The sequence below is a fragment of the Siphonobacter aquaeclarae genome, from assembly GCF_900103285.1.
Classification (GTDB): Bacteria; Bacteroidota; Bacteroidia; order Cytophagales; family Spirosomataceae; genus Siphonobacter; species Siphonobacter aquaeclarae.
On record NZ_FNGS01000002.1, the window covers coordinates 177,777 to 196,970 of the forward strand.

Consider the following 19,194-nt stretch of genomic DNA (forward strand, 5'->3'; position numbering starts at 1 on the left):
CCAATCATCCCACCGCTATGTCACCGGAATTGCTGGAAAAATATCATCAGGGAACCTGTTCGGAAGCCGAGAAACGGGTTGTTGAACAGTGGCTGTCGTCGGATGGCCTGCCTGACGACCTGCCGGTATGCCCGGAAGAAGAAGACGTCGTTTCCGCGGTCTGGTCGGCGATTGAACCTCCGGCGCGGCCCCGGTTCCGACGCTGGATGATCGGGCTGGCGGCAGCCATCGCCGTCGCCGTCGGCCTGTATGTTTTTCAGACAAAATCGCCGGAGCAGGTCCGGGAAACAACGGTCGCTGCGGCCCCCTCGCAAACCCTGGCCTTTGTCACCCGGCCAGGTGAACGCAGGCAGTTGACGCTACCCGACAGCTCGGTGGTGACGCTCAACGCAGGCAGCCGCCTGACCTACACCGGAGCCGATACCCTCCGCTCGCTGACACTGGAAGGGGAAGCATTCTTCGAAGTATACCGGGATACCCTGCGGCCTTTTGAGATTGCGGCGGCACAAACGCATATCCGGGTACTGGGAACGGCCTTCAACGTTCGGGCTTATCCGGGCGACAGGGAAACGTCTCTGGTCGTTGCCCACGGGAAAGTACATTTCTCCGCAATCGGAAAGCACCCCTCCGAAGTTGTACTGACTGCCCAGCAAAAGGGCATCAGCCGGCCCGGAAAGGCTATTGAGCGGCGCCGGGTATGGGGGGACGCCGCCTGGTCCTGGAAAGAACATACACTTGTTTTTGATAACCAGCCGCTTCGGGAAATCGCTGTAACGATGGAACGCTGGTATGGCATTCGCGTGGTCATTGCGTCCGATGACCTGGGAGAGCGCCGCTGCTCGGGTACGTTCGCCAATCCTTCGGTTGACGAGCTGATGCAGGGACTATCCTATGCTCTCAACCTTCACTACCGGAAGCAGGGTAACACCATAACTATTTATTAACCAGACAACCCCGTAAAAAAATCCACGGCCGGCAGCCGTGGATCTGTTCCGGAAGCTGTTACCAGCAGCCTTCCGGAGCGTGAACAGTCAATCGTGTACAACTAACCGTTTTTTCAAAAGTATGCATTCTTCTTTACATTCCCGGAACCGGTCGGTCCCGGCGGGGACGTCATGGCTCGAGCTGTGCGACACTTTTTCCCTGCTCCGTATTCTTTGTCTGGCTGGTCTGATCCTGCTGGCAGGCGCCCGGCCGGTCCGGGCGCAAGGCTCCGTTCTTGATCGCCGTATCTCGCTGGAAGTTAATCAGGTAACCGTCTCGGAAGTACTCCATTCCTTTGAAATCCAGGCCGGCGTAACCTTTGTTTTCAGCAATTCCCTGCTGGATACCCAGCGGAAAGTAACCCTGCGGTACGACAAGAAAACGCTTTCCGAAGCCTTGAAAGACCTGTTGGGAGACGTGGCCCGCGGCGTTCAGGTACAGGGCAACCGGATCTTCATCAAGCCCGTCAAAGGCGAAAGCCGGGGTACGGTGACGGGTTCCGTGCGTACATCCGACGGCCACCCGGCCCCGTTCGTCGACGTGAGCGTCCGCGGAACCGGTCGGGGAACGCTGACCGACGAAAACGGAAACTATCAAATAAAAAATGTTCCGGCGGGTATCCGGCAGCTGATTATTCAACTGGTCGGCTACACTCCGCTGGAACAGACCGTAGAAATACCTGAAAATCAAACCGTTTCACTCGATCCTATTTCATTGCGGGAGGACTCCCGGACGTTACAGGAGGTTGTCGTGACAGCGAATAACCAGTCTTTCACGCGGGCAGAGAGCGAATTTGTCGCCAAAATGCCCCTGAAAAATCTCGAAAACCCGCAGGTATATACATCGGTTACCGGTGAGCTGCTCCGCGAACAACTGGTAGTCACCTATTCCGACGCTCTCCGGAACGTACCGGGCGTCGTGATGCAACTCGAAAACAACAGCGCCGGCGGCTCCGTCACTTCCCGCGGGTTTCCGACGCAGTCGTTTCTCCGGAACGGCGTACCCGGCAGCATCGGCTCTGGCACCATAGATCCCGCAAATATCGAGACCATCGAGGCCATCAAGGGCCCCTCGGGATCCCTGTATGGCAGCAGCCTGGTATCCTTCGGCGGGTTGTTTAACCGGGTTACGAAAAAGCCGTTTGCTTCTTCCCGGTCTGAAATCACCTATACCGCCGGCGGGTTCGGGTTGAGCCGCTTGTCGGCCGACATCAACACTCCCCTGAATCCCGAAAAAACCCTCCTGCTGCGCGTCAACGCGGCCCGGCACCATGAACGCAGCTTCCAGGATGCCGGGTTCAAGACATACTCCTTCGTCTCCCCGGTACTTGTTTATAAACTGAGCGACCGGACCACGGCGAGTCTCGAAGCCGAATACCGCAGCGAAAAGTCCAACAGTTTTTACCGGCTCTTTGCGGACGGCGCACTTACCACCGGTGCACGGAGTCCCAAAGACCTCAAACTCGATTTCAACCGGCGGTTTTATGGAGACGATATCGTAGCCAACAGCGGCAATGCCAACGTGTACCTGCAACTGGATCACCGGTTTTCGGACAGGTGGCAATCCCGCACCAATGTTACTTATCTCTCCGGCACCCTCAACGGTATGAGCGGATACATGAGTATGAAAGCCGGCAACGACTCCCTGATCCGGTACCTGGGGTACACGGAATACCAGAACATTGCGGCTACTGATCTGCAGCAGAATTTTACGGGAGATTTCCGGATCGGATCGCTGCGTAGCCGCCTCCTGGCAGGCCTTGAATACTACACTTCCACGACAAAAAGCTCAGCAGCCCCGACCATACCCTTCGACATCATCAGTGCTTCAACCCCCGGCCGGGCGTACACTGCTCTCAATCGCCTCGCAGCGCTGGACCGGTTCAGTACCCTCACATTTACCAAAGGTTCCGCCCGGCAGAATACCTACAGTGCCTATGTCCAGGAAGTACTGAACGTCACGCCCCAACTGGCGCTGCTTGCCAGCCTCCGCCTCGACTACTTCGACAACCTGGGCACACAGAACCTGACCCTCGGGACGACCGCGGGTAAGTATACGCAGACGGCCTTTTCACCCAAACTCGGCTTTACCTACCAGGTTATTCCGGAACAGGTTTCGGTTTTCGGTAACTACCTGAACGGTTTTCAGAACATCGCTCCCCTGACGCAACCCGACGGTACGATTTCCACCTTCAAGCCCAGCCAGGCTAATCAGTGGGAAGCGGGCGTAAAATTCGACGCGTTCCAAAGCCGGTTATCAGGTAGCCTGAGCTATTATGCTATTCAGGTGACAGACGTGACGCGAGCGGACTACCCCGATCGGCCGGCCTTTACCGTTCAGGACGGCAACCAGTACAGCCGGGGCATTGAGGCGCAGGTAGTTGCCCAGCCGGTACCGGGGCTCTCCCTCATCGCCGGGTATGCTTACAACAACAGTAAGTATCAGAAAATCAACGCAACACTCGACGGCCTTCGCCCTTCAAACGCCGGTCCGGAGCATACTGTAAACTTCTGGCTCAGCTACGGTATCCGGAAAGGGATCTGGCGGGGCTTTGGTATTGGTTTCGGTGGAAATTATGCCGGTGAGAATGCCGTCATTCTTTCCACGGCAAGCCGCTATACGCTGCCGTCTTACTTCGTCCTCGGGGCAGGTGCTTCTTACGATCATACCCGCTTCCGGCTGAATCTGAAGGCCGATAACCTGACCGACCAGCGGTACTGGGTTGGCTGGAGTACCACCATTCCGCAGATGCCGGCACGGGTGAGCGCCTCTGTCACACTGAAACTCTGACCGTCCTCCAACCCCTGAATGAAGCGGGAGGCATACAGCCTTCCGCTTTTATTTTCCTTATAATGAGTCGTTTACATTTTCCTCTGCTACTTCTTTCAGGATTGTGAGCGTCGCCGGCCAGTAAAATTCGAAGTGTTTCCGGATGGATTCTGTCGGAAAATTCCGAAGAGAAAGTGCGAGCAACGTATGCTCCTTTTCGGGAGTGAGGAGAAACGAAAAAACCGTATGATTTTCAGGGATATCCCGTAGGCGCGAGACGGAACTGAGATGGGTATATTCCAGGCGGCGGTTTTTCTCGGCAGCCAATACTGTTCCCCGGTTCTCAAACGAAACGTGGTGAAATCCGCGGACAATAACAGGTGAGCCAGGAAGCCAGTCGGTTTCTACTTCGAGCCTCATTTCCGGGTCGCCCATCCACCGGATCATTTGCGCAGGCTCGGTCAGCGCCGCCCAAACCGATTCGGGTCGGGCGTGTATAAGAATGGAGTAGGATGTTTCCATGCGGATAGCCGGTGAAAAAACGGCTTCCCGTTCAACACCTTCTCCGGGCTTTCGTTCCACCCGATGCTCTTTTTAGACGGTGAAATAAAAGACCGCGCTATCGGGCAAACCGTCGCATCTTCAGGTTACGCAGCTCCTCCATGGTCCATATTCCTCGCCATGTCCTGCAATCCCCATTGCTGCACAGTCTGAATAACAGGCAGTAAGCTGCTGCCATATTCCGACAACCGGTATTCCACCCTCGGCGGAATTTCAGGAAAGACCGTCCGTTCCAGAATTCCGTCTTCTTCCAGCTCCCGGAGCTGATTGATCAGCATTTGTTTGCTGATCTGCGGAATGGCCTTTGTGAGGAGGCTGAACCGGTTGCATCCCATACTGACTCCATGAATGACGAGTACTTTCCATTTCCCGCCAACTTTATTGAGAAAATGAGTGACGCCGCATCGATGCGGATTGAAATCTTTGGTTTTTCGCTTTTCTGCCATTAGTCTGTAAAATTGGACATGGTCTCTATCATTAGCCTACTTGTCATTTTCTGACCAAGTTACCAGTTTAGCAAAAAAAAGCTATGGCAGTAACGCAGCAAACATCCCCGGGTACATGGGAAAGCCTGTCCGTCGAGGTCCGTCCAAGCCTGTCTACAGGAACACTGAAGCCCTTTTACCTGACGCGGAAATTCCAGCTTTCCCCGGATAATACCTTTGAACTCACTGTTACAAATTTTGCCGATCCGTTTGGGGAGATTCCGCTGGTTCGGATAGCCCTCCATGGTCACCTCGAATGGGGGGATGCACACCCCGTCGTTGCGGATGCGTGGCAGGCAGATTTCACAGCTGATACGGCATACGCCGTTACTCCGCTGACTGACGGATTTACTGACGTCCTCAACCAGCTGGCTACCGGGTTTTCCGGCTGGCAAACAGGCAAGACCCAGTCCATTCTTGGAAAAGCGTTTGCGCCGTTCGGCCTGACTGAAGGGCAGATTTTCAAGGAATATGATCTGATTTATGTTGATGGCGACCGCATGTACTGGGGAGCCCGCCACCCGGACGGGCGCGGCTTCGATACACCCGAAAACCGCCCGTCTAACCTGCAGATTCCGATGAAGCGGATCTAGCCGGTATATTCTCCTTCGGCAGGTCGTTATTTTTTGACTGTGAAATGGAAGGTTGTCCTTCCCGGCAGCCCTCCGTTTCCGATTCCTTCAACAATACCTGTAAAAGAACTATCAATATCAGAGGTATAGAAATCAACCGTTACCTCACCGGTGGTCGTCAGTACCGGCCGCCAGAGCAGGGTATTGCGGAAGTCGCTCACCGACGAGGCGTCGGTATCAGGTTCATAAAACTGCTTTGCCGGGTAATACCCCTGAATACGCGTCAGCCGGAACTTCTCCAGTAGTTCTTCCTCCGTAAATACCGGATAGTGATACACCACGCGCCGCATTTCATTTCCGGAAAAGGCATACGGGTGCGCGTTGATTTCGCTGCGGCGGTTGCCAATGTACTCGGTGTATTCGCGGCCTTCTACCGGCTTTCCCTTCCGATCGCCGGCCGGACAGTTCAGGATCCCGCATTGCCCGACATAATCGGTATTTCCTTCGAGTTTGGCGAGGCTGTCGAGCTGGCCGAGGTACCTGTCCCGGAAGCCTCCCGGCCCGTTTTTCGCCCGGATCACGACATCGAGAAGTGTCTTTCCGAAAACGCCGGTCCGGGGAAGTTCCGGCGCCTCGTCTCCGGGGAGAATCACTTCCGGATATGCCGGCAGAGTAGTCTTCCGGTACGCGGCGATTGCCCGGAAGGGATCGTCCGCATGCAGGCTTACTTCCTCGTTACCAAGGCATTTCAGGTAAATCCGTCGCCCGATCGCGAGCGTAGCGGGCGGGAGTAGTATTTGCCCGGAAGCATCGGGCATGAGAAACTCCCGGTTTCCGTTTTCAGGCCGGTCAAATGCCAGTACCGCGGGCATACGGGCGATCTTCTTTTTGGACGATACGACATGCACCGCCACCGTATCACTTACGACAGGTGGCACCAGCCCGCTGTTCTGATCCCAGACATACCGCCGCCAGCCCTGGGTAAGCAGGAGCAGGTCCAGCGCTTCCTGCCGCCCGGTATTCGCCGGGTCGAAGTAGTACTGCGGATTGACGATACGCCCCCGGAGCTGGGTCGACAGGTAGCAGTGTGTCAGGATATCCTGGCCGTCGGCGAGGCCATACAGGTCATCCGAAATGCTCACCGCCAGGTCGGCGGAAACCGGTTTACCCTGTTCGTCGGTCGCCCGGATCGTCAGCGAAACTTTCTCCCGACTGCCAAACGCCGTTTTGGCGAGACGGGTATGAATCTTAAGCTGACGGTCAGGATGGAGGTATACCAGTCGCTCGGCGAGGGGTCGCCGTTGTTCGTCAAAAACCGTCACTTCCGCAATACCCTGCGGCATATGCTGAATGGGGAACGCAATACGGAGCTCCTCCCCTGCCATCCCTGACGCGATCGCCTGCACCATACCCCGTATCTGCACGCGGCAGTATACGCGCTGGCGCGGGATGCCGGCAGAAGGGGTTATCCGGACAAACAGCGTATCCCGGGTATCGGCCGACAACGTCCATCCCTCCGCCTGCATTTCCGGCAGCAACAATGTATCTGGAGCCTGATTCACCGCGACCCGGTAGCGCTTCGACCGCTCCGGGCGAAAAACAAAACTACCCATGCCTTCGTGGGTACTCCGGATGGGAAACAAAGGTTTGCCGTCTTCCAGCAAAACACCGGAAACAGCTACCGGCCCGCCGGTACTGTCTACAGCCTTGAACGCCATGCGATTGGACAGTTCTGCTACCAGATTACCTCCTTCGGGAAAGAAGGAAAGGCGTACTCCACCGGCCTTCCGGCGGGTCGTACGGGGCTTTCTGAACGCATTGATATCCCGTGTGACCGTGATTTTTCTGAGCGAGCGGAAAGCGTGGTCCCGTTCAGGAACAGAGCGGGCGGAGTAGGCTTCGAGCCAGTAGACTCCCTCCGGCAGACCGGGATCCAGGTATATATGCCCATTCACCCCTCCCTGTTGAATCGGATATATTTCTTTCCAGACCAGGCTGTCTTTCTGCGCGTGGACGAGGCGAACGTAAAGATTCGCGTCACCAGCAAACGGCGTGAAAGACTGAGCGTCAAGAACAAAGGCACGAAACCAGACGTCTTCCCTGGTTTCGTAGATATCCTTGCTGGTACGGAGGTACAGGGTGGCCGACGGGCGCACGGAAGCAGTCACCTGGCGGGCCAGTGTGTCCATAGTCACGCGGTTCTGGGCGGAAACGGCGACAGGCCAGCACAAACAGAGAATAAGCAGAATACGGCGGGTTGGCATAGGCTTGAGCGAGGTATTTTCAGCGGGTTCCGAAGGTAGGAAAACCCATTGATATAGCCGGAGACACGGCGATGCGCCGGCGGGTTTGTCGCAATTTTTATTTAATCATCTGTTCATCGAACCGGCGTGACAGAATCTGGGAAGTTTCCTTACTTTTAAACCCCATTGCGACGCAACCTTCAACCTGAGCCATGGCCTATAACGAGACCCTGAGTAACCGCATCCGCGAGGCGCTTGCCGACCTGCCCGTCGTCACCGAAAAACGGATGTTCGGCGGTGTCTGTTACATGGTCAATGACAAAATGTGTATCGGTGTTGTCGGGGACGAAATGATGTGCCGTATCGGTGAAGAGGCCTATGAAGCGGCCCTCGAACGCCCGGGTTGCCGGGAAATGGTATTTACCGGAAAACCCATGAAGGGCTACGTCTTTGTCAGTGAAGACGGACTGCGAACGGGCTTCCGGGAGTGGATAGATCTCTGTCTCGCCTTCAATCCACAGGCAAAAGCCTCGCGAAAAAAGTAGTCCCGTCACCCCTTTTCATACAACTAAACCATACACACATGAATGCAATGAATCCTGTCGGCTGGTTCGAGATCTATGTCGACGACATGCCCCGGGCCAAAAAATTCTACGAAACCGTTCTGAATGTCACGCTGAGTCAGCTTCCGGTGCCTCCCGATGCCGGCGGCGGCGAAATGTGGGCCTTTCCGTGGGTAGAGGGTGCGCCGAATACGTCCGGCACGCTCGTCAAACACGAAATGGGCAAACCCAGCGCCACCGGTACGCTGATTTACTTCTCCTGTGACGATTGCGCCAATGAAATCAGCCGCGTCGAAGCGGCCGGCGGCAAGGTCACGGCGCCCAAATTCCCGATCGGCGAATTCGGCTTCATCGGTATTGCCAGCGATACCGAGGGCAATACGATCGGTTTCCATTCCATGCAGTAATTTTTCCACGAGTTCAACCAATAAAACCAATGGCAGTCGTCAATGTATATCTGACGTTCAACGGCAACTGTGAAGAAGCCTTCAACTTTTACAAGTCTGTTTTCGGCGGGGAATTTCCGTTCATCGGCCGCTTCGGGGAGATGCCTCCTTCGGAAGACGGCAAGGGTGTAAGCCCGGAGGATGCCAACAAAATCATGCACGTAAGCCTCCCTATCAGCCGGGAAACCATCCTGATGGGCAGCGATACGGGCGGAGAATGGGCGTCCCACTTTCAACAGGGGAATAATTTCTCGATTTCGGTAGGCACGGAAAGCAAGGAAGAAGCGGACAAACTGTTCGGCGGACTGTCAGCCGGCGGCATCATCACCATGCCCATGGGCGATACTTTCTGGGGCGCGTACTTCGGCATGTTTACCGACAAGTTCGGCATCAACTGGATGGTGAACTACGACGATCCGGCGAAGATGCAGCAGGCATAAAGGCATTGAACAAACGTAAAGAGATCGCTTCCCAACCGAAGCGACCTCTTTCGTTATAGCTGGTTGCCGATATTGCTGTCATTCTATTTCAAAAGGGAAAGAATAATCAAGCTCAATACCTATTTCAAATACTTTGTACGACGGTAGATTTTCAATGAGAGTTTAAGCAAAGTAATCTTGACAGTTTGAACAAATTCCCCCGGTCAGCGGGCGTCTAGTTTTGTTCCCACAAACCAAACGCATCATGACCAACTACAACGGAGTACTTCAGCAACCAATCGGCTCGGGTTTCAACGCCGCTTCTACTACCACCGACATCATCGGAGATTTGTCTCTGGCCGGGAAAACGGTCATCGTCACCGGAGGATATGCCGGTATCGGGCGGGAACTGACCCGTACCCTCAGCGCTGCCGGGGCAACGGTCATCGTACCCGCCCGTGACCTGACCAAAGCCGCCAATAACCTCGCCGGGTTGCCGCGCGTCGAAGTCCGGTACCTGAACCTGATGGAGCCGGATTCCATTGATGCCTTTGCCAAAACCTTTCTGGCGTCCGGCCAGCCGCTTCACCTCCTCCTCAACAACGCCGGAATCATGTGGGTACCCCTGCGCCGGGATAGCCGCGGGTATGAATCCCAGCTTTCGACCAACCACCTCGGTCACTTTCAACTCACGGCGCGGCTCTGGCCGGCACTTGTCAGGGCAGGCGGCGCACGCGTGGTTAACGTCTCGTCCTTCGGCCATCAGATTGCGCCGTTCAATTTTGAGGATCCGCACTTTCTGCACCGCGACTACGAGACCCTGCAAGGGTACGGACAGGCCAAAACAGCCAATAACCTTTTTTCGGTAGCGCTCGACGCCCGCGGGCAATCGGCCGGCGTCCGGGCCTTTGCCGTACATCCCGGTTCTGTCGGCGATACCGACCTGGGCAGAGAGGCGCCGATGGCCCTGTTTCAGCAGATGGGCACGCACGACGCAGACGGGAATCTCTATCCGGAAGTCGCCCGCAAACTCAAAACTACCCCTCAGGGCGCCGCAACGGTGCTCTGGGCGGCGGTCAGCCCGCAACTCGACGGCCTCGGCGGCGTGTATTGCGAAGATTGCGATATTGCAGAACTGGATGCCGGGAACATCGTTCATACCTACGATGAGCCGTCGACCCTGCGGGGCGTACGCCCCTACTCCCTGGACGAAAAAGCCGCCGGAAAGCTATGGCAGCTTAGTGAAGAATGGACGGGCGTCGTGTTTGATACGACGGTTTCGTAATTTTAGGACAACTCTGCGGAAATGGATTTTCAGACACACTACATCACGCCCGACGTCAAGCTGTCCCGCTACGAAGGCCGCCTCTTCAAAACCGAGGCGACCTTCGATTACCACATGCTGATCTGGTTTATTTCGGGAGAAACGCGGATTATCCAAGCAGATGCGGCATACGTGTTCCGGTCGGGGGATGTATTCCTGATACCCCGGAACCAGCCGACGACGGTCATTACCGCTCCTACCGGAGATACCCCGCATCAGGCCGTAGCCATGCACCTGACGACTACCCGGCTCCGTGACTTTTACCGCGATAAGCCTTTTTCTGCGCCGGTAGTGGCAGTACCGAAAGTCCGGCAATTTGCGGCGCATCCCCTGTTGGAAAGTTGCCTGACCTCGTTATTACCGTATTTTCAGCTGGAAGGAATTTTTCCGGAGGAAATCGCCGCACTCAAGATCACGGAGGCGCTGACGGTTCTGAGACGAATTGACCCGGGAATAGACGGCATCCTGGGAAATTTCGAAGAACCGGGAAAAATCGACCTGGTCGACTTCATGGAAAAGAATTTCGCCTTTAACCTTCCGCTGTCGACGTTCAGCTACCTCACCGGTCGTAGCCTGGCAACGTTTAACCGGGACTTCCGGAAGGCCTTTCGGACTACGCCGCAGCGCTGGCTGACACACAAGCGACTGGAACTGGCTCACTATCAATTAGCTGAAAAACACCGAAAGCCGGTTGACGTGTACCTGGAAGCGGGCTTTGAGAACTTGTCTCACTTTTCTTTCGCCTTTCGCAGGCAGTATGGGTATCCGCCGGGGAGTGTTGTGTAGTTTTTTCTCACGGACAACACGGACTTCACAGAAGTAGCTGAACTAAATCAGTCACCCCTTTTTCTGTGAAGTCTGTGTTGTCTGTGAGAACCACATTTCCAAAACCCGATCCGAAGTGCAGATATGGTTTTTTTTCTCACAGAAAACACAGAATACACAGAGGTATCTGAATTAAATCAGTCACCCGTTTTTCTGTGAAGTCTGTGTTGTCTGTGAGAACCACATTTCCAAAACCCGATCCGAAGTGCGGATATGCTTTATTTTTCTCACAGAAAACACAGACTTCACAGAAGTATCAGCATTAGATCAGCGGGCATTTTCCGTGAAGTCCGTGTTGCCTGTGAGAAAAACTACCTCGCAAATTTCTTCGACGCCGCCACACACCCAATCACACCGACCGTAACCACCAGCATCCCGGAACTGATCTGCTCATGAAGCAATGTCGCCGCGAGCGTCAGACCGAAAAACGGCTGCAATAATTGCAACTGACCTACTGCTGCGATTCCTCCCTGGGCCAGTCCCCGGTACCAGAAAATAAACCCGATCAGCATGCTGAAGAGGGATACATACCCGAGGCCTGCCCACGCTTCGGAATGAATGCCGGACAGATCATCCGGAAGCAGGAATAGCCCGGCGGTAATCGTCAGCGGCAGCGACAGGACCAGCGCCCAGGAAATAACCTGCCAGCCGCCGAGCGTCCGGGAGAGTTTCGCCCCCTCGGCGTAGCCCAATCCGCAAATCAACACAGCAAGCAGCATCAGGATATCCCCTTCCGGAGACGCTGTCAGCCCCTGCATCACAGCAAATCCCACGACAAACAGGCTACCGGCGAGCGAAAAGAGCCAGAAAACCGGCTTCGGGCGCTCTCCTCCGCGTATGACTCCGAAAATGGCCGTTGTCAGCGGCAACATCCCCAGAAAAACAATCGAATGCGCTGAGGTAATATACCGTAGCGCTATGGCCGACAGCAGCGGGAAGCCGATGACCACGCCCAGGGACACAATCAGAAGCGGAAGCAGCTGGTCTTTGGCAGGTCGCTTTTCCCGGAAAATCAGTAACAGGATCAAACCGAGCAATCCGGCAATCGACGCCCGCGCAGTCGTCAGAAATACCGGATGAAAATCCAGTACCGCTACCCGCGTAGCCGGCATGGAACCGCTGAAAATCAATACACCGATAAAACCGTTGATCCAGCCGTTGGCGGAGGCAGTTGTGTCATTACGAATCATGGCTGTTGTAAATTTTCAGCAAACCTAGCCGGTGCCGCACAACAAACACAGTACCAGTTTTGACGAATCTGACGGACACAGTTACATTTGCCGCATGCGCTACCTGTATGCCGATATTGCCCGGGGCCTGGCGATCCAGATCCGGAACGGAGTATTAAAACCCGGCGACCGCCTCCCGTCGGTCCGCATGCTGTGCCAGCAACACGGCATCAGCATGAACACTGCCAAACGGGCGTTTCTGGAACTGGAGGCGCAGTCGCTGGTTGAATCCCGGCCGCAGTCCGGCTACTTCGTCAGCCGGCCCGCCTCCCTGAAACTCCCCTTGCCGGAAACCAGCAAGCCGTCGTCCAGGCCAACCGATTCGGGGCCGGAAGAGCTCATCAGCAAGGTATACGCCAACATGGGCCGGAAGGACCTGACGCTGTTTTCGATCGGGGTACCGTCGGGGAATTTGCTTCCCACAGCCCGGTTGCAGAAAGAAATCATCCAGGCCGCGCGGGAGCTCGAAGCCGCCGGCGCCGAACTCGAACCGATTGAAGGCAACGTGAAGCTGCGGAGGATGGTCGCCCAACGCTCCCTCCTCTGGGGTGGCAACCTGTCGGAAGACGATCTGATTTCCACCAACGGCAGCATGAACGCGCTGTCTTTCAGTCTGATGACGCTTGGGAAACCGGGGGATACCATCGGCGTGGAGAGTCCGTGCTACCCGGGAATACTCCAGCTGGCGCTGAGCCTGGGCTACAAGGTGCTCGAATTGCCAACCCACCCGGTTACCGGTATTGAAATCGATGCTTTGAAGAAAGTCATCCACAAACTGCAGGTATGCCTGCTGATTCCGAATTTCAACGCGCCGCTGGGCTCCTGCATGCCCGATGAGCACAAAAAGGAGGTAGTAGCACTGCTGGCCCGGCATGGTATTCCCCTGATTGAAGACGATACCTATGGCGACTTGTATTTCGGGCTTCAGCGGCCTACCTGTTGCAAATCATACGACGAAGAAGGCAACGTACTCTGGTGCAGCGCCGTTTCGAAAACCCTGGCGCCCGGCTACCGCGTCGGTTGGATTGCGCCGGGCAGGTTCCGGCAGCCGCTGTTGAAAATGAAGCTGGTACACCTGACTTCCTCGCCGGCAGTACTTCAGGAAGCTGTCGGGAGTTTTCTCAAAAACGGCCGGTACGACAGCCACCTCCGTACCCTGCGGCGCACGTTGCAGGAAAACTACAGGCACTATGCCCGGGTCATCGGTCAGCATTTCCCGGAAGGTACCCGGATCAGCCGGCCGCAGGGCGGTATTTCGCTATGGGTGGAGCTGGAAAAGGGAACGGACACGGCGGCCTTATACGACCTGGCCATCCGCCAACGGATCAGTATTGCCCCGGGCCGGATGTTTACCTTACAAAATCAATTTGAAAACTGCATGCGCCTGACGCTCGGCCTGCCCTGGTCGGATGAACTGGAAACGCAACTGATAAGGCTCGGAAAACTCGCAGGATCGTTGACAAGGTAGCGCCCTTATTCCAAAAACAACGGCCGGAGCTATGCGCTTCCGGCCGCTCTTTCGAAGCTATTCCTTGACGAGCCGGAACATTTTTCCGGTTTGAAACCGCAGGAGATACACGCCGGGAGAAAGGTGCTTCAGCGACGTTTCCTCCGTGGTTTTCGTTAATGTGAAACGGTGTCTTATCATGCCGAGAAGATCAAAAACCAGCGCTTCCGTTCCCGCCAGCATCGGGTCTTCCGCGAGTACTTTCAGGGTTTCCCGGACCGGATTGGGGCCGATGGCGAGTGTTCCTTCTTCCACGAGCGACAGCGTACGGCTGTACTGGTAGCTGCCGTTCTGGTCCACCATCTTCAGGCGGTAATACCTGACTCCCCGGTAGTTCTCGGAATCCACGTATTCATAAGACTGCGAGCTGGAATTCTGTGCCGTCAGGAAGGAAATCGGGAGAAATTCGGTTCCGTCGGAGCTACGTTCGATGGCAAAGTGACCGACATTGCGCTCGTCGACTGTGCGCCATTCGAGCCGGGAAGACCGGTCTTTCCGGATGGCTGTAAATCCGACCAGCTTTAGCGATAATGGCGCATTTCCAGGCAGAATGATCGGGTTATTGACGAGAGAATCTACTAATAACTCCTGCTGAAGAAGCCCCACGTCAATTTGCTGCACGGGTTTCCCGGAAGCGATTGACATAGCGGCCGCCACGGCTCCCGCCTGCGCCAGCGCCATGAATACCGGCTCCATCCGCACGGAACCGTAGGCAATGTGGGAAGCAGACACGCAAACGGGTACGATCAGGTTGGCACATTCGGCTTCTTTCGGAACGATAGAGCGGTAGGATATCGGAAAAGGTTTCGGGACATCATACTGGACATTTCCTTCGTTTTTGATCATTGTTTTTCCGTTCTGCACCACGATTCCCCGCTGCACGTGGTGGGAATCCATCGTATAGGAGGCCCAGGCTACTCCATCATCCACCGTGGTATTGCCCATGCAGTTCGCTTCCGTAACCACATATTCGCTGATCATTCGCCGGGCTTCCCGCACATATAACTGGGGACTCCAGTTTCCGTTGTCAGTGTACTCATCTTTCGGATATCCCCATCGCCGCATATCCTTCTGCATAGCCGCCGGAATCCGCGGATCGTACGCGATGAAATGCAGGAAGCCTTTGATATAATTAGCGTGTTTCCGGGCGATGAGGTCACGGGTGGCGTAGTCCGCTTCGACGTAATCATAGTTTTCTCCGATCATATCGGTCGAAAACGGTCCGGCATTATTAACGTCGACTTTTTTGTTGGGAATGGTCCGGAACGCCAGGCAATCGTCAATGGTCATCCCGGGTTTGGCAGCGATCAGCCGGAGCAGCAGTTCATACCTTGTGGAATCATAGTCTGCCGGCCGCGAAAATGGAAGCTGATTGCCCGGATCTGACGTCAGGCAAAGCCGGTAGTTATAGGCCTGGATTTTGTTGTCACCGGATCCGTTCGTCTCGATTTTTCCGCCGGAGATCCCCCAGACAAATCCTGAAGCCGGATTTCCCGGAATTTTATACGGATCGATGTTCTCGGGAAACTGCGTGAAGAAATTGACGAGATAGACGCCGTTGCTCTTTTCCCTGTATTTCTTATTCCCCTCTCTTCCTGCTGTGTAGCTCACGCCGGCCTTTGCCATCAGATCGCCTTCGTAACTGCAATCCAGGAAGACGGCGGCCGAAACGATCTGTTTCTGACCGGCTGGGTTTTCGGTCGTTATTTCTGCCAGGCGGTTCGCCTCTTTGCGGACAGCCGTCAGGTGGTTTTGATAGGTGATCTTTACGACTGATTGCTTCAGGTATGCCTGAAACACCTCAGCAGCCACATGCGGCTCGAACTGAAAAGATTCGCTCTTTTTGTAGGCTGCTCCTACACGACGGTAGAAATCACGCGCAAGACCGGTGATGGCTTCCTTCTTACCTACGTCGGTAAATCCCAGACCGCCCGTCGTCATTCCGCCCAAGTACTTCCCGGGTTCAATGAGAATAACGGACTTGCCGAGCTTACTCGCCGTATAGGCCGCGATGACTCCGGCGGAGGTTCCTCCGTAGATACAGACATCGGCAGAAAGACGGGTTTGAGCTGTTGTGTGAAAAAGAGGGAGTAAAAGGAGTACAATAAGTTTACGGGGTGAAAAGCGGACGGTTAACATTCATAAGGACAAAAGGTGTGAGTAAATCATCGCCAACGGGTTGGATGATTACGGGATGACAACAGGGGGTAACGCCGTCAACCCACTCAAAAACAGCTTCTAATATACATCCCGGCCTGCTGGTTTTCGGTATGATTCACAATTATTTAACCTGAAAAAAAGGATAGATTCTGCCGTTTCCGTCAAAAGTCAAATTTTCAGTTAAAAAGTCCTGTGCAGAGCACCTTCTGTCTATACGCCGTCTATCGCTGTGTGCCAGCCGGGCGACATAAAAGAGGGCCGGCTCCTTCCGGAGCCGGCCCTCTTTTTACCCGAGCAGTTCGTCCAGGCCTTCCATCGCCATGGAGAAGCCTTCTTTGAAGCCCATTTCAATTATTTTCTCAAGATCCCCGAGCGAGCGGTGCACAATGTGTATATGGACCACCGTCTCGTCGCCCGCGTCTTCGAACCGCAGGAGCCAGTCCATCCGGGGCATATTCTCGTCGATGTTACCGTCCCTGTCACAAAAACCGTCCGAAAAGCCGAAGGAGCTTTCGGGGTGAATGGCTTTGTAAACGGCCTGCGACCAGTGTTCTTCGCCCTGCGGGCCCACCATCGCATACAGCCATTGTCCGCCTTCGGCGAAATGCTGCTCCTTGGTCTGTGCCTTCCAGGGTCGGGGCGCCCACCACTGGTCGAGCAGTTCTTTTTGGGTCCAGGCGGCCCATACCGATTGACGGGGAGCGGCAAACGCCCGCGTCACATCGATGGTGCGGGCTTCTTTGGTGACAACAAAATCGAGTTTCATGGTCTTTCGCGTTTTGATAGTAGAGGATGTTACGGGTTTCAGGCTGGCGGCAAAATTTCTTTGCCAGGACGAATCCCGGCAATCGCCATCAGGAAACCGATCGGTTGCAAATTTATACGCAACCGATCGGTTTCTCAAAATAGATGGAAAGAAAAAATCAACTTTTTTCGTGTGAAGTGTCTTCCGGCAGAAAACGGGGCGTATTGTGGCGGACTACATTCCGGCTGCGTACTTTTGGTCCGATGCTCGCTGAATTTCAACAATACCTTTCTGACCACGCGAATCTGACGGAAGACGCCCTGCGGGAAATCAGCCGCCTGGCCGTTCCGGCGTCGATTCCCCGTAACGGCGTACTGCTGGAAGCCGGAGACACCTGCCGACATAAAATATTCATCATCAATGGGTTACTGCGCACGTTTTCGATAACGGAAGACGGAAACGAGCATATTCTCCAGTTTTCTCCCGAACGCACCTGGACGCTCGATGTTGAGAGTTACGACAAACACACGCCGTCCCAGGTCAGCATCGCCGCCGTTGAACCGAGCAACGTATTGCTCTGGCACAAGCCTGATTTCGACGACCTGCTGCTTCGCTTTCCGGAACTCAAGCGTTTTTCGGAACAATTGATCTCCCGGAACATTTATTCCAGCCGCAACCGGATACTGACCATGCTCAGCGGTACGCCGGAGGAGAAATACGCTGACTTTGTTCAGACCTACCCCGGTTTCCTGGCCCGGCTGCCGCTCCGCATGATTGCCGCCTACCTTGGTATTTCCCTCAAAACCCTTACCCGCATCCGGCGCGCACAACTTCGTCGCTGACCGGAATTATGGTCAAATGACCTTGTTGCGCCCGCTCCCGAAACCGGAATTTTGCCTCAAACAACATTCCTGATTCTATGCGTGTATTTGTTACAGGAGCCTCCGGATTTGTAGGCTCCGAAGTAGTCCGCGAACTGACCCGCCACGGGCACGAGGTACTGGGGCTGGTCCGTTCCGAAGAGGGAGCCGCGCACGCTGCCGCAGCCGGCGCCACCCCGCTTCCCGGAGATGTCAACGACTTCGCGTTGCTCCGGCATGGCGTCTCGCAGACAGACGCCGTAATCCATACGGCGTTCAACCATGATTTTTCCCGGTTTAAGGCCAATTGTGAGGACGACCGGCTCGTCATCGGCGCGCTGGGCGAAGCCCTCGCCGGAACGGACAAACCGCTGGTTATCACCTCCGGTATCGGCCTGCTGCGCGCCAACCGGCCGGTAACGGAAGAGGACGGCCCCGTTGCCGGCTCAGATGTCAATCCGCGGGTAGCCACCGAAGAGGCCGCCCGGGCAGTTTCGGAAAAAGGGGTGGATGTGTACCTCGTCCGGCTTCCGCCCAGCGTGCACGGCGCGGGAGACCGCGGTTTTGTGCCGATGCTCATCGACCTGGCCCGGAACAAGGGCGTTTCCGCTTTCACCGGCGAAGGCACCAACCGCTGGCCCGCCGTGCACCGGCAGGACGCGGCGGCACTTTACCGCCTGGCGATTGAAAAACGGCCGTCCCTGAAAGTACTTCACGCCGTCGCCGAAACCGGTATTCCCTTCCGCGAAATTGCCGAAACAATCGGTAAAGGCCTGAGCTTGCCGGTAGCGGCTATGTCGGGGGAGGATATCGCCGCTCATTTTACCTGGTTTGCGCATTTTGCTGTCATGGACTGCGCGGCTTCGGCTGAGCGTACCCGACGGGAAACCGGCTGGGAGCCAACAGGTTCCGGTCTGCTTTCGGACATTCGGGAGGCTGGTTATCTGGCGGTCTGATACCATTTCCCGGCCGTTACAAAAGGCTTCTCCGGAAAAGAGAAGCCTTTTGCATGCGTACCTATTCAATAAATCAATTGAATACTGATTTTCTTTCCTACCTTCGCCCGAAAACAAACACCATGCGATACGCGCTGCTCTTATTCGCACTATTCGCCGCCGCGCCGGTTTTCGGTCAATCGGAACCCTGGACGCCGGCCCAACTGATGAAACCCGAGGTACTGGCTTCCCGGATTACCGCCAGCCAGACTCAAAACCTGCTCATCCTGTCGGTTGGTCCGGATGCGGTCATCAAAGGATCGGTAGATATAGGTCCAACGCGTGACCAGGCCAACGTAGAAAAGCTGAAGACTTACCTGAAAACGGTTAGTCGTGAAAAGGAAGTAGTCATCTACTGCGGATGCTGCCCGTTTGACAAGTGCCCGAATATCCGTCCCGCTTTCCGGGTACTGAACGAAATGGGTTTTAAAAAAGCCAGGCTGCTCGACATCCCGAAAAACATCAAGGTAAACTGGCTGGACAAAGACTACCCTTCGGTTGATTAGC

At 55.4% G+C, this 19,194-nt stretch carries 18 protein-coding genes; 12 read left to right on the forward strand and 6 right to left on the reverse strand.

Features of this window, described 5'->3' with window-relative positions:
- The first annotated feature begins 17 nt into the window (after window positions 1-17).
- Both BLR09_RS04190 and BLR09_RS04195 read left to right on the forward strand, forming a co-directional pair.
- On the forward strand, window positions 18-944 hold the full coding sequence (locus BLR09_RS04190; RefSeq protein ID WP_176785447.1) for a FecR family protein: 927 nt from the start codon (window positions 18-20) through the stop codon (window positions 942-944).
- Between the two features lie 121 nt (window positions 945-1,065).
- Window positions 1,066-3,774: a TonB-dependent receptor gene (locus BLR09_RS04195; protein ID WP_093198222.1), complete on the forward strand. Its 2,709-nt coding sequence runs from the start codon at window positions 1,066-1,068 to the stop codon at window positions 3,772-3,774.
- Between the two features lie 57 nt (window positions 3,775-3,831).
- On the opposite strand, the gene BLR09_RS04200 is transcribed toward BLR09_RS04195, so the two are convergent.
- Together BLR09_RS04200 and BLR09_RS04205 are read right to left on the reverse strand one after the other, a co-directional pair.
- A complete protein-coding gene (locus tag BLR09_RS04200) occupies window positions 3,832-4,335 on the reverse strand; it encodes an SRPBCC family protein (RefSeq protein ID WP_093198225.1) in 504 nt (167 codons plus the stop codon).
- 65 nt (window positions 4,336-4,400) lie between these two features.
- Window positions 4,401-4,760 (reverse strand): winged helix-turn-helix transcriptional regulator, encoded by a 360-nt coding sequence (locus BLR09_RS04205; protein WP_093198227.1) that lies wholly within the window; start codon window positions 4,758-4,760, stop codon window positions 4,401-4,403.
- A gap of 83 nt (window positions 4,761-4,843) precedes the next feature.
- On the opposite strand from BLR09_RS04205, the gene BLR09_RS04210 reads away from it, so the two are divergent.
- Window positions 4,844-5,392, forward strand: a complete 549-nt coding sequence (locus tag BLR09_RS04210) for a hypothetical protein (protein ID WP_093198230.1) — start codon at window positions 4,844-4,846, stop codon at window positions 5,390-5,392.
- Between the two features lie 26 nt (window positions 5,393-5,418).
- Here the strand turns inward: BLR09_RS04210 and BLR09_RS04215 are convergent, their stop codons facing one another.
- Complete coding sequence (locus tag BLR09_RS04215; protein ID WP_218126604.1) at window positions 5,419-7,635, reverse strand: hypothetical protein; 2,217 nt, start codon at window positions 7,633-7,635, stop codon at window positions 5,419-5,421.
- A 191-nt stretch (window positions 7,636-7,826) separates the two neighbouring features.
- Between BLR09_RS04215 and BLR09_RS04220 the strand changes: the two genes are divergently transcribed.
- The 5 genes from BLR09_RS04220 (at window position 7,827) to BLR09_RS04240 (ending at window position 11,152) form a co-directional block, all read left to right on the forward strand.
- Window positions 7,827-8,159, forward strand: a complete 333-nt coding sequence (locus BLR09_RS04220; RefSeq protein ID WP_093198235.1) for a TfoX/Sxy family protein — start codon at window positions 7,827-7,829, stop codon at window positions 8,157-8,159.
- Between the two features lie 38 nt (window positions 8,160-8,197).
- Window positions 8,198-8,584: a VOC family protein gene (locus tag BLR09_RS04225; RefSeq protein WP_093198238.1), complete on the forward strand. Its 387-nt coding sequence runs from the start codon at window positions 8,198-8,200 to the stop codon at window positions 8,582-8,584.
- A 29-nt stretch (window positions 8,585-8,613) separates the two neighbouring features.
- The gene (locus tag BLR09_RS04230; RefSeq protein ID WP_093198240.1) at window positions 8,614-9,063 is read left to right on the forward strand and encodes a VOC family protein; all 450 of its coding nucleotides are present in this window, start codon (window positions 8,614-8,616) and stop codon (window positions 9,061-9,063) included.
- Between the two features lie 244 nt (window positions 9,064-9,307).
- On the forward strand, window positions 9,308-10,327 hold the full coding sequence (locus BLR09_RS04235) for an SDR family NAD(P)-dependent oxidoreductase (RefSeq protein ID WP_093198243.1): 1,020 nt from the start codon (window positions 9,308-9,310) through the stop codon (window positions 10,325-10,327).
- A gap of 21 nt (window positions 10,328-10,348) precedes the next feature.
- Complete coding sequence (locus BLR09_RS04240; RefSeq protein ID WP_093198245.1) at window positions 10,349-11,152, forward strand: AraC family transcriptional regulator; 804 nt, start codon at window positions 10,349-10,351, stop codon at window positions 11,150-11,152.
- A 350-nt stretch (window positions 11,153-11,502) separates the two neighbouring features.
- On the opposite strand, the gene BLR09_RS04245 is transcribed toward BLR09_RS04240, so the two are convergent.
- Complete coding sequence (locus BLR09_RS04245) at window positions 11,503-12,381, reverse strand: DMT family transporter (RefSeq protein WP_093198248.1); 879 nt, start codon at window positions 12,379-12,381, stop codon at window positions 11,503-11,505.
- 94 nt (window positions 12,382-12,475) lie between these two features.
- On the opposite strand from BLR09_RS04245, the gene BLR09_RS04250 reads away from it, so the two are divergent.
- Window positions 12,476-13,888: an aminotransferase-like domain-containing protein gene (locus BLR09_RS04250; RefSeq protein WP_093198250.1), complete on the forward strand. Its 1,413-nt coding sequence runs from the start codon at window positions 12,476-12,478 to the stop codon at window positions 13,886-13,888.
- Between the two features lie 57 nt (window positions 13,889-13,945).
- On the opposite strand, the gene BLR09_RS04255 is transcribed toward BLR09_RS04250, so the two are convergent.
- A complete protein-coding gene (locus tag BLR09_RS04255; RefSeq protein WP_093198253.1) occupies window positions 13,946-16,066 on the reverse strand; it encodes an FAD-dependent oxidoreductase in 2,121 nt (706 codons plus the stop codon).
- Window positions 16,067-16,373: 307 nt separating this feature from the next.
- Window positions 16,374-16,853: an SRPBCC family protein gene (locus BLR09_RS04260; protein ID WP_093199626.1), complete on the reverse strand. Its 480-nt coding sequence runs from the start codon at window positions 16,851-16,853 to the stop codon at window positions 16,374-16,376.
- A 242-nt stretch (window positions 16,854-17,095) separates the two neighbouring features.
- Here BLR09_RS04260 and BLR09_RS04265 point away from each other — a divergent pair, with 242 nt between their 5' ends.
- From BLR09_RS04265 to BLR09_RS04275, 3 genes are all read left to right on the forward strand, one after another.
- The gene (locus BLR09_RS04265; protein WP_093198255.1) at window positions 17,096-17,674 is read left to right on the forward strand and encodes a Crp/Fnr family transcriptional regulator; all 579 of its coding nucleotides are present in this window, start codon (window positions 17,096-17,098) and stop codon (window positions 17,672-17,674) included.
- Window positions 17,675-17,751: 77 nt separating this feature from the next.
- Window positions 17,752-18,648: an SDR family oxidoreductase gene (locus BLR09_RS04270; RefSeq protein ID WP_093198258.1), complete on the forward strand. Its 897-nt coding sequence runs from the start codon at window positions 17,752-17,754 to the stop codon at window positions 18,646-18,648.
- Between the two features lie 122 nt (window positions 18,649-18,770).
- Window positions 18,771-19,193 carry a hypothetical protein gene (locus tag BLR09_RS04275; protein WP_093199627.1) on the forward strand — a complete coding sequence of 141 codons (423 nt, stop codon included), beginning with the start codon at window positions 18,771-18,773 and terminating at the stop codon, window positions 19,191-19,193.
- Window position 19,194 lies beyond the last annotated feature (1 nt).

What these genes read in the sequence shown, in the direction of transcription:
- BLR09_RS04190 (WP_176785447.1), top strand. Translation starts at nt 18, where the DNA reads ATGTCACCGGAATTGCTGGAAAAATATCATCAGGGAACCTGTTCGGAA.
- BLR09_RS04195 (WP_093198222.1), top strand. Translation starts at nt 1,066, where the DNA reads ATGCATTCTTCTTTACATTCCCGGAACCGGTCGGTCCCGGCGGGGACG.
- BLR09_RS04205 (WP_093198227.1), bottom strand. Translation starts at nt 4,760, where the DNA reads ATGGCAGAAAAGCGAAAAACCAAAGATTTCAATCCGCATCGATGCGGC.
- BLR09_RS04210 (WP_093198230.1), top strand. Translation starts at nt 4,844, where the DNA reads ATGGCAGTAACGCAGCAAACATCCCCGGGTACATGGGAAAGCCTGTCC.
- BLR09_RS04215 (WP_218126604.1), bottom strand. Translation starts at nt 7,635, where the DNA reads ATGCCAACCCGCCGTATTCTGCTTATTCTCTGTTTGTGCTGGCCTGTC.
- BLR09_RS04220 (WP_093198235.1), top strand. Translation starts at nt 7,827, where the DNA reads ATGGCCTATAACGAGACCCTGAGTAACCGCATCCGCGAGGCGCTTGCC.
- BLR09_RS04225 (WP_093198238.1), top strand. Translation starts at nt 8,198, where the DNA reads ATGAATGCAATGAATCCTGTCGGCTGGTTCGAGATCTATGTCGACGAC.
- BLR09_RS04230 (WP_093198240.1), top strand. Translation starts at nt 8,614, where the DNA reads ATGGCAGTCGTCAATGTATATCTGACGTTCAACGGCAACTGTGAAGAA.
- BLR09_RS04235 (WP_093198243.1), top strand. Translation starts at nt 9,308, where the DNA reads ATGACCAACTACAACGGAGTACTTCAGCAACCAATCGGCTCGGGTTTC.
- BLR09_RS04240 (WP_093198245.1), top strand. Translation starts at nt 10,349, where the DNA reads ATGGATTTTCAGACACACTACATCACGCCCGACGTCAAGCTGTCCCGC.
- BLR09_RS04245 (WP_093198248.1), bottom strand. Translation starts at nt 12,381, where the DNA reads ATGATTCGTAATGACACAACTGCCTCCGCCAACGGCTGGATCAACGGT.
- BLR09_RS04250 (WP_093198250.1), top strand. Translation starts at nt 12,476, where the DNA reads ATGCGCTACCTGTATGCCGATATTGCCCGGGGCCTGGCGATCCAGATC.
- BLR09_RS04255 (WP_093198253.1), bottom strand. Translation starts at nt 16,066, where the DNA reads ATGTTAACCGTCCGCTTTTCACCCCGTAAACTTATTGTACTCCTTTTA.
- BLR09_RS04260 (WP_093199626.1), bottom strand. Translation starts at nt 16,853, where the DNA reads ATGAAACTCGATTTTGTTGTCACCAAAGAAGCCCGCACCATCGATGTG.
- BLR09_RS04265 (WP_093198255.1), top strand. Translation starts at nt 17,096, where the DNA reads ATGCTCGCTGAATTTCAACAATACCTTTCTGACCACGCGAATCTGACG.
- BLR09_RS04270 (WP_093198258.1), top strand. Translation starts at nt 17,752, where the DNA reads ATGCGTGTATTTGTTACAGGAGCCTCCGGATTTGTAGGCTCCGAAGTA.
- BLR09_RS04275 (WP_093199627.1), top strand. Translation starts at nt 18,771, where the DNA reads ATGCGATACGCGCTGCTCTTATTCGCACTATTCGCCGCCGCGCCGGTT.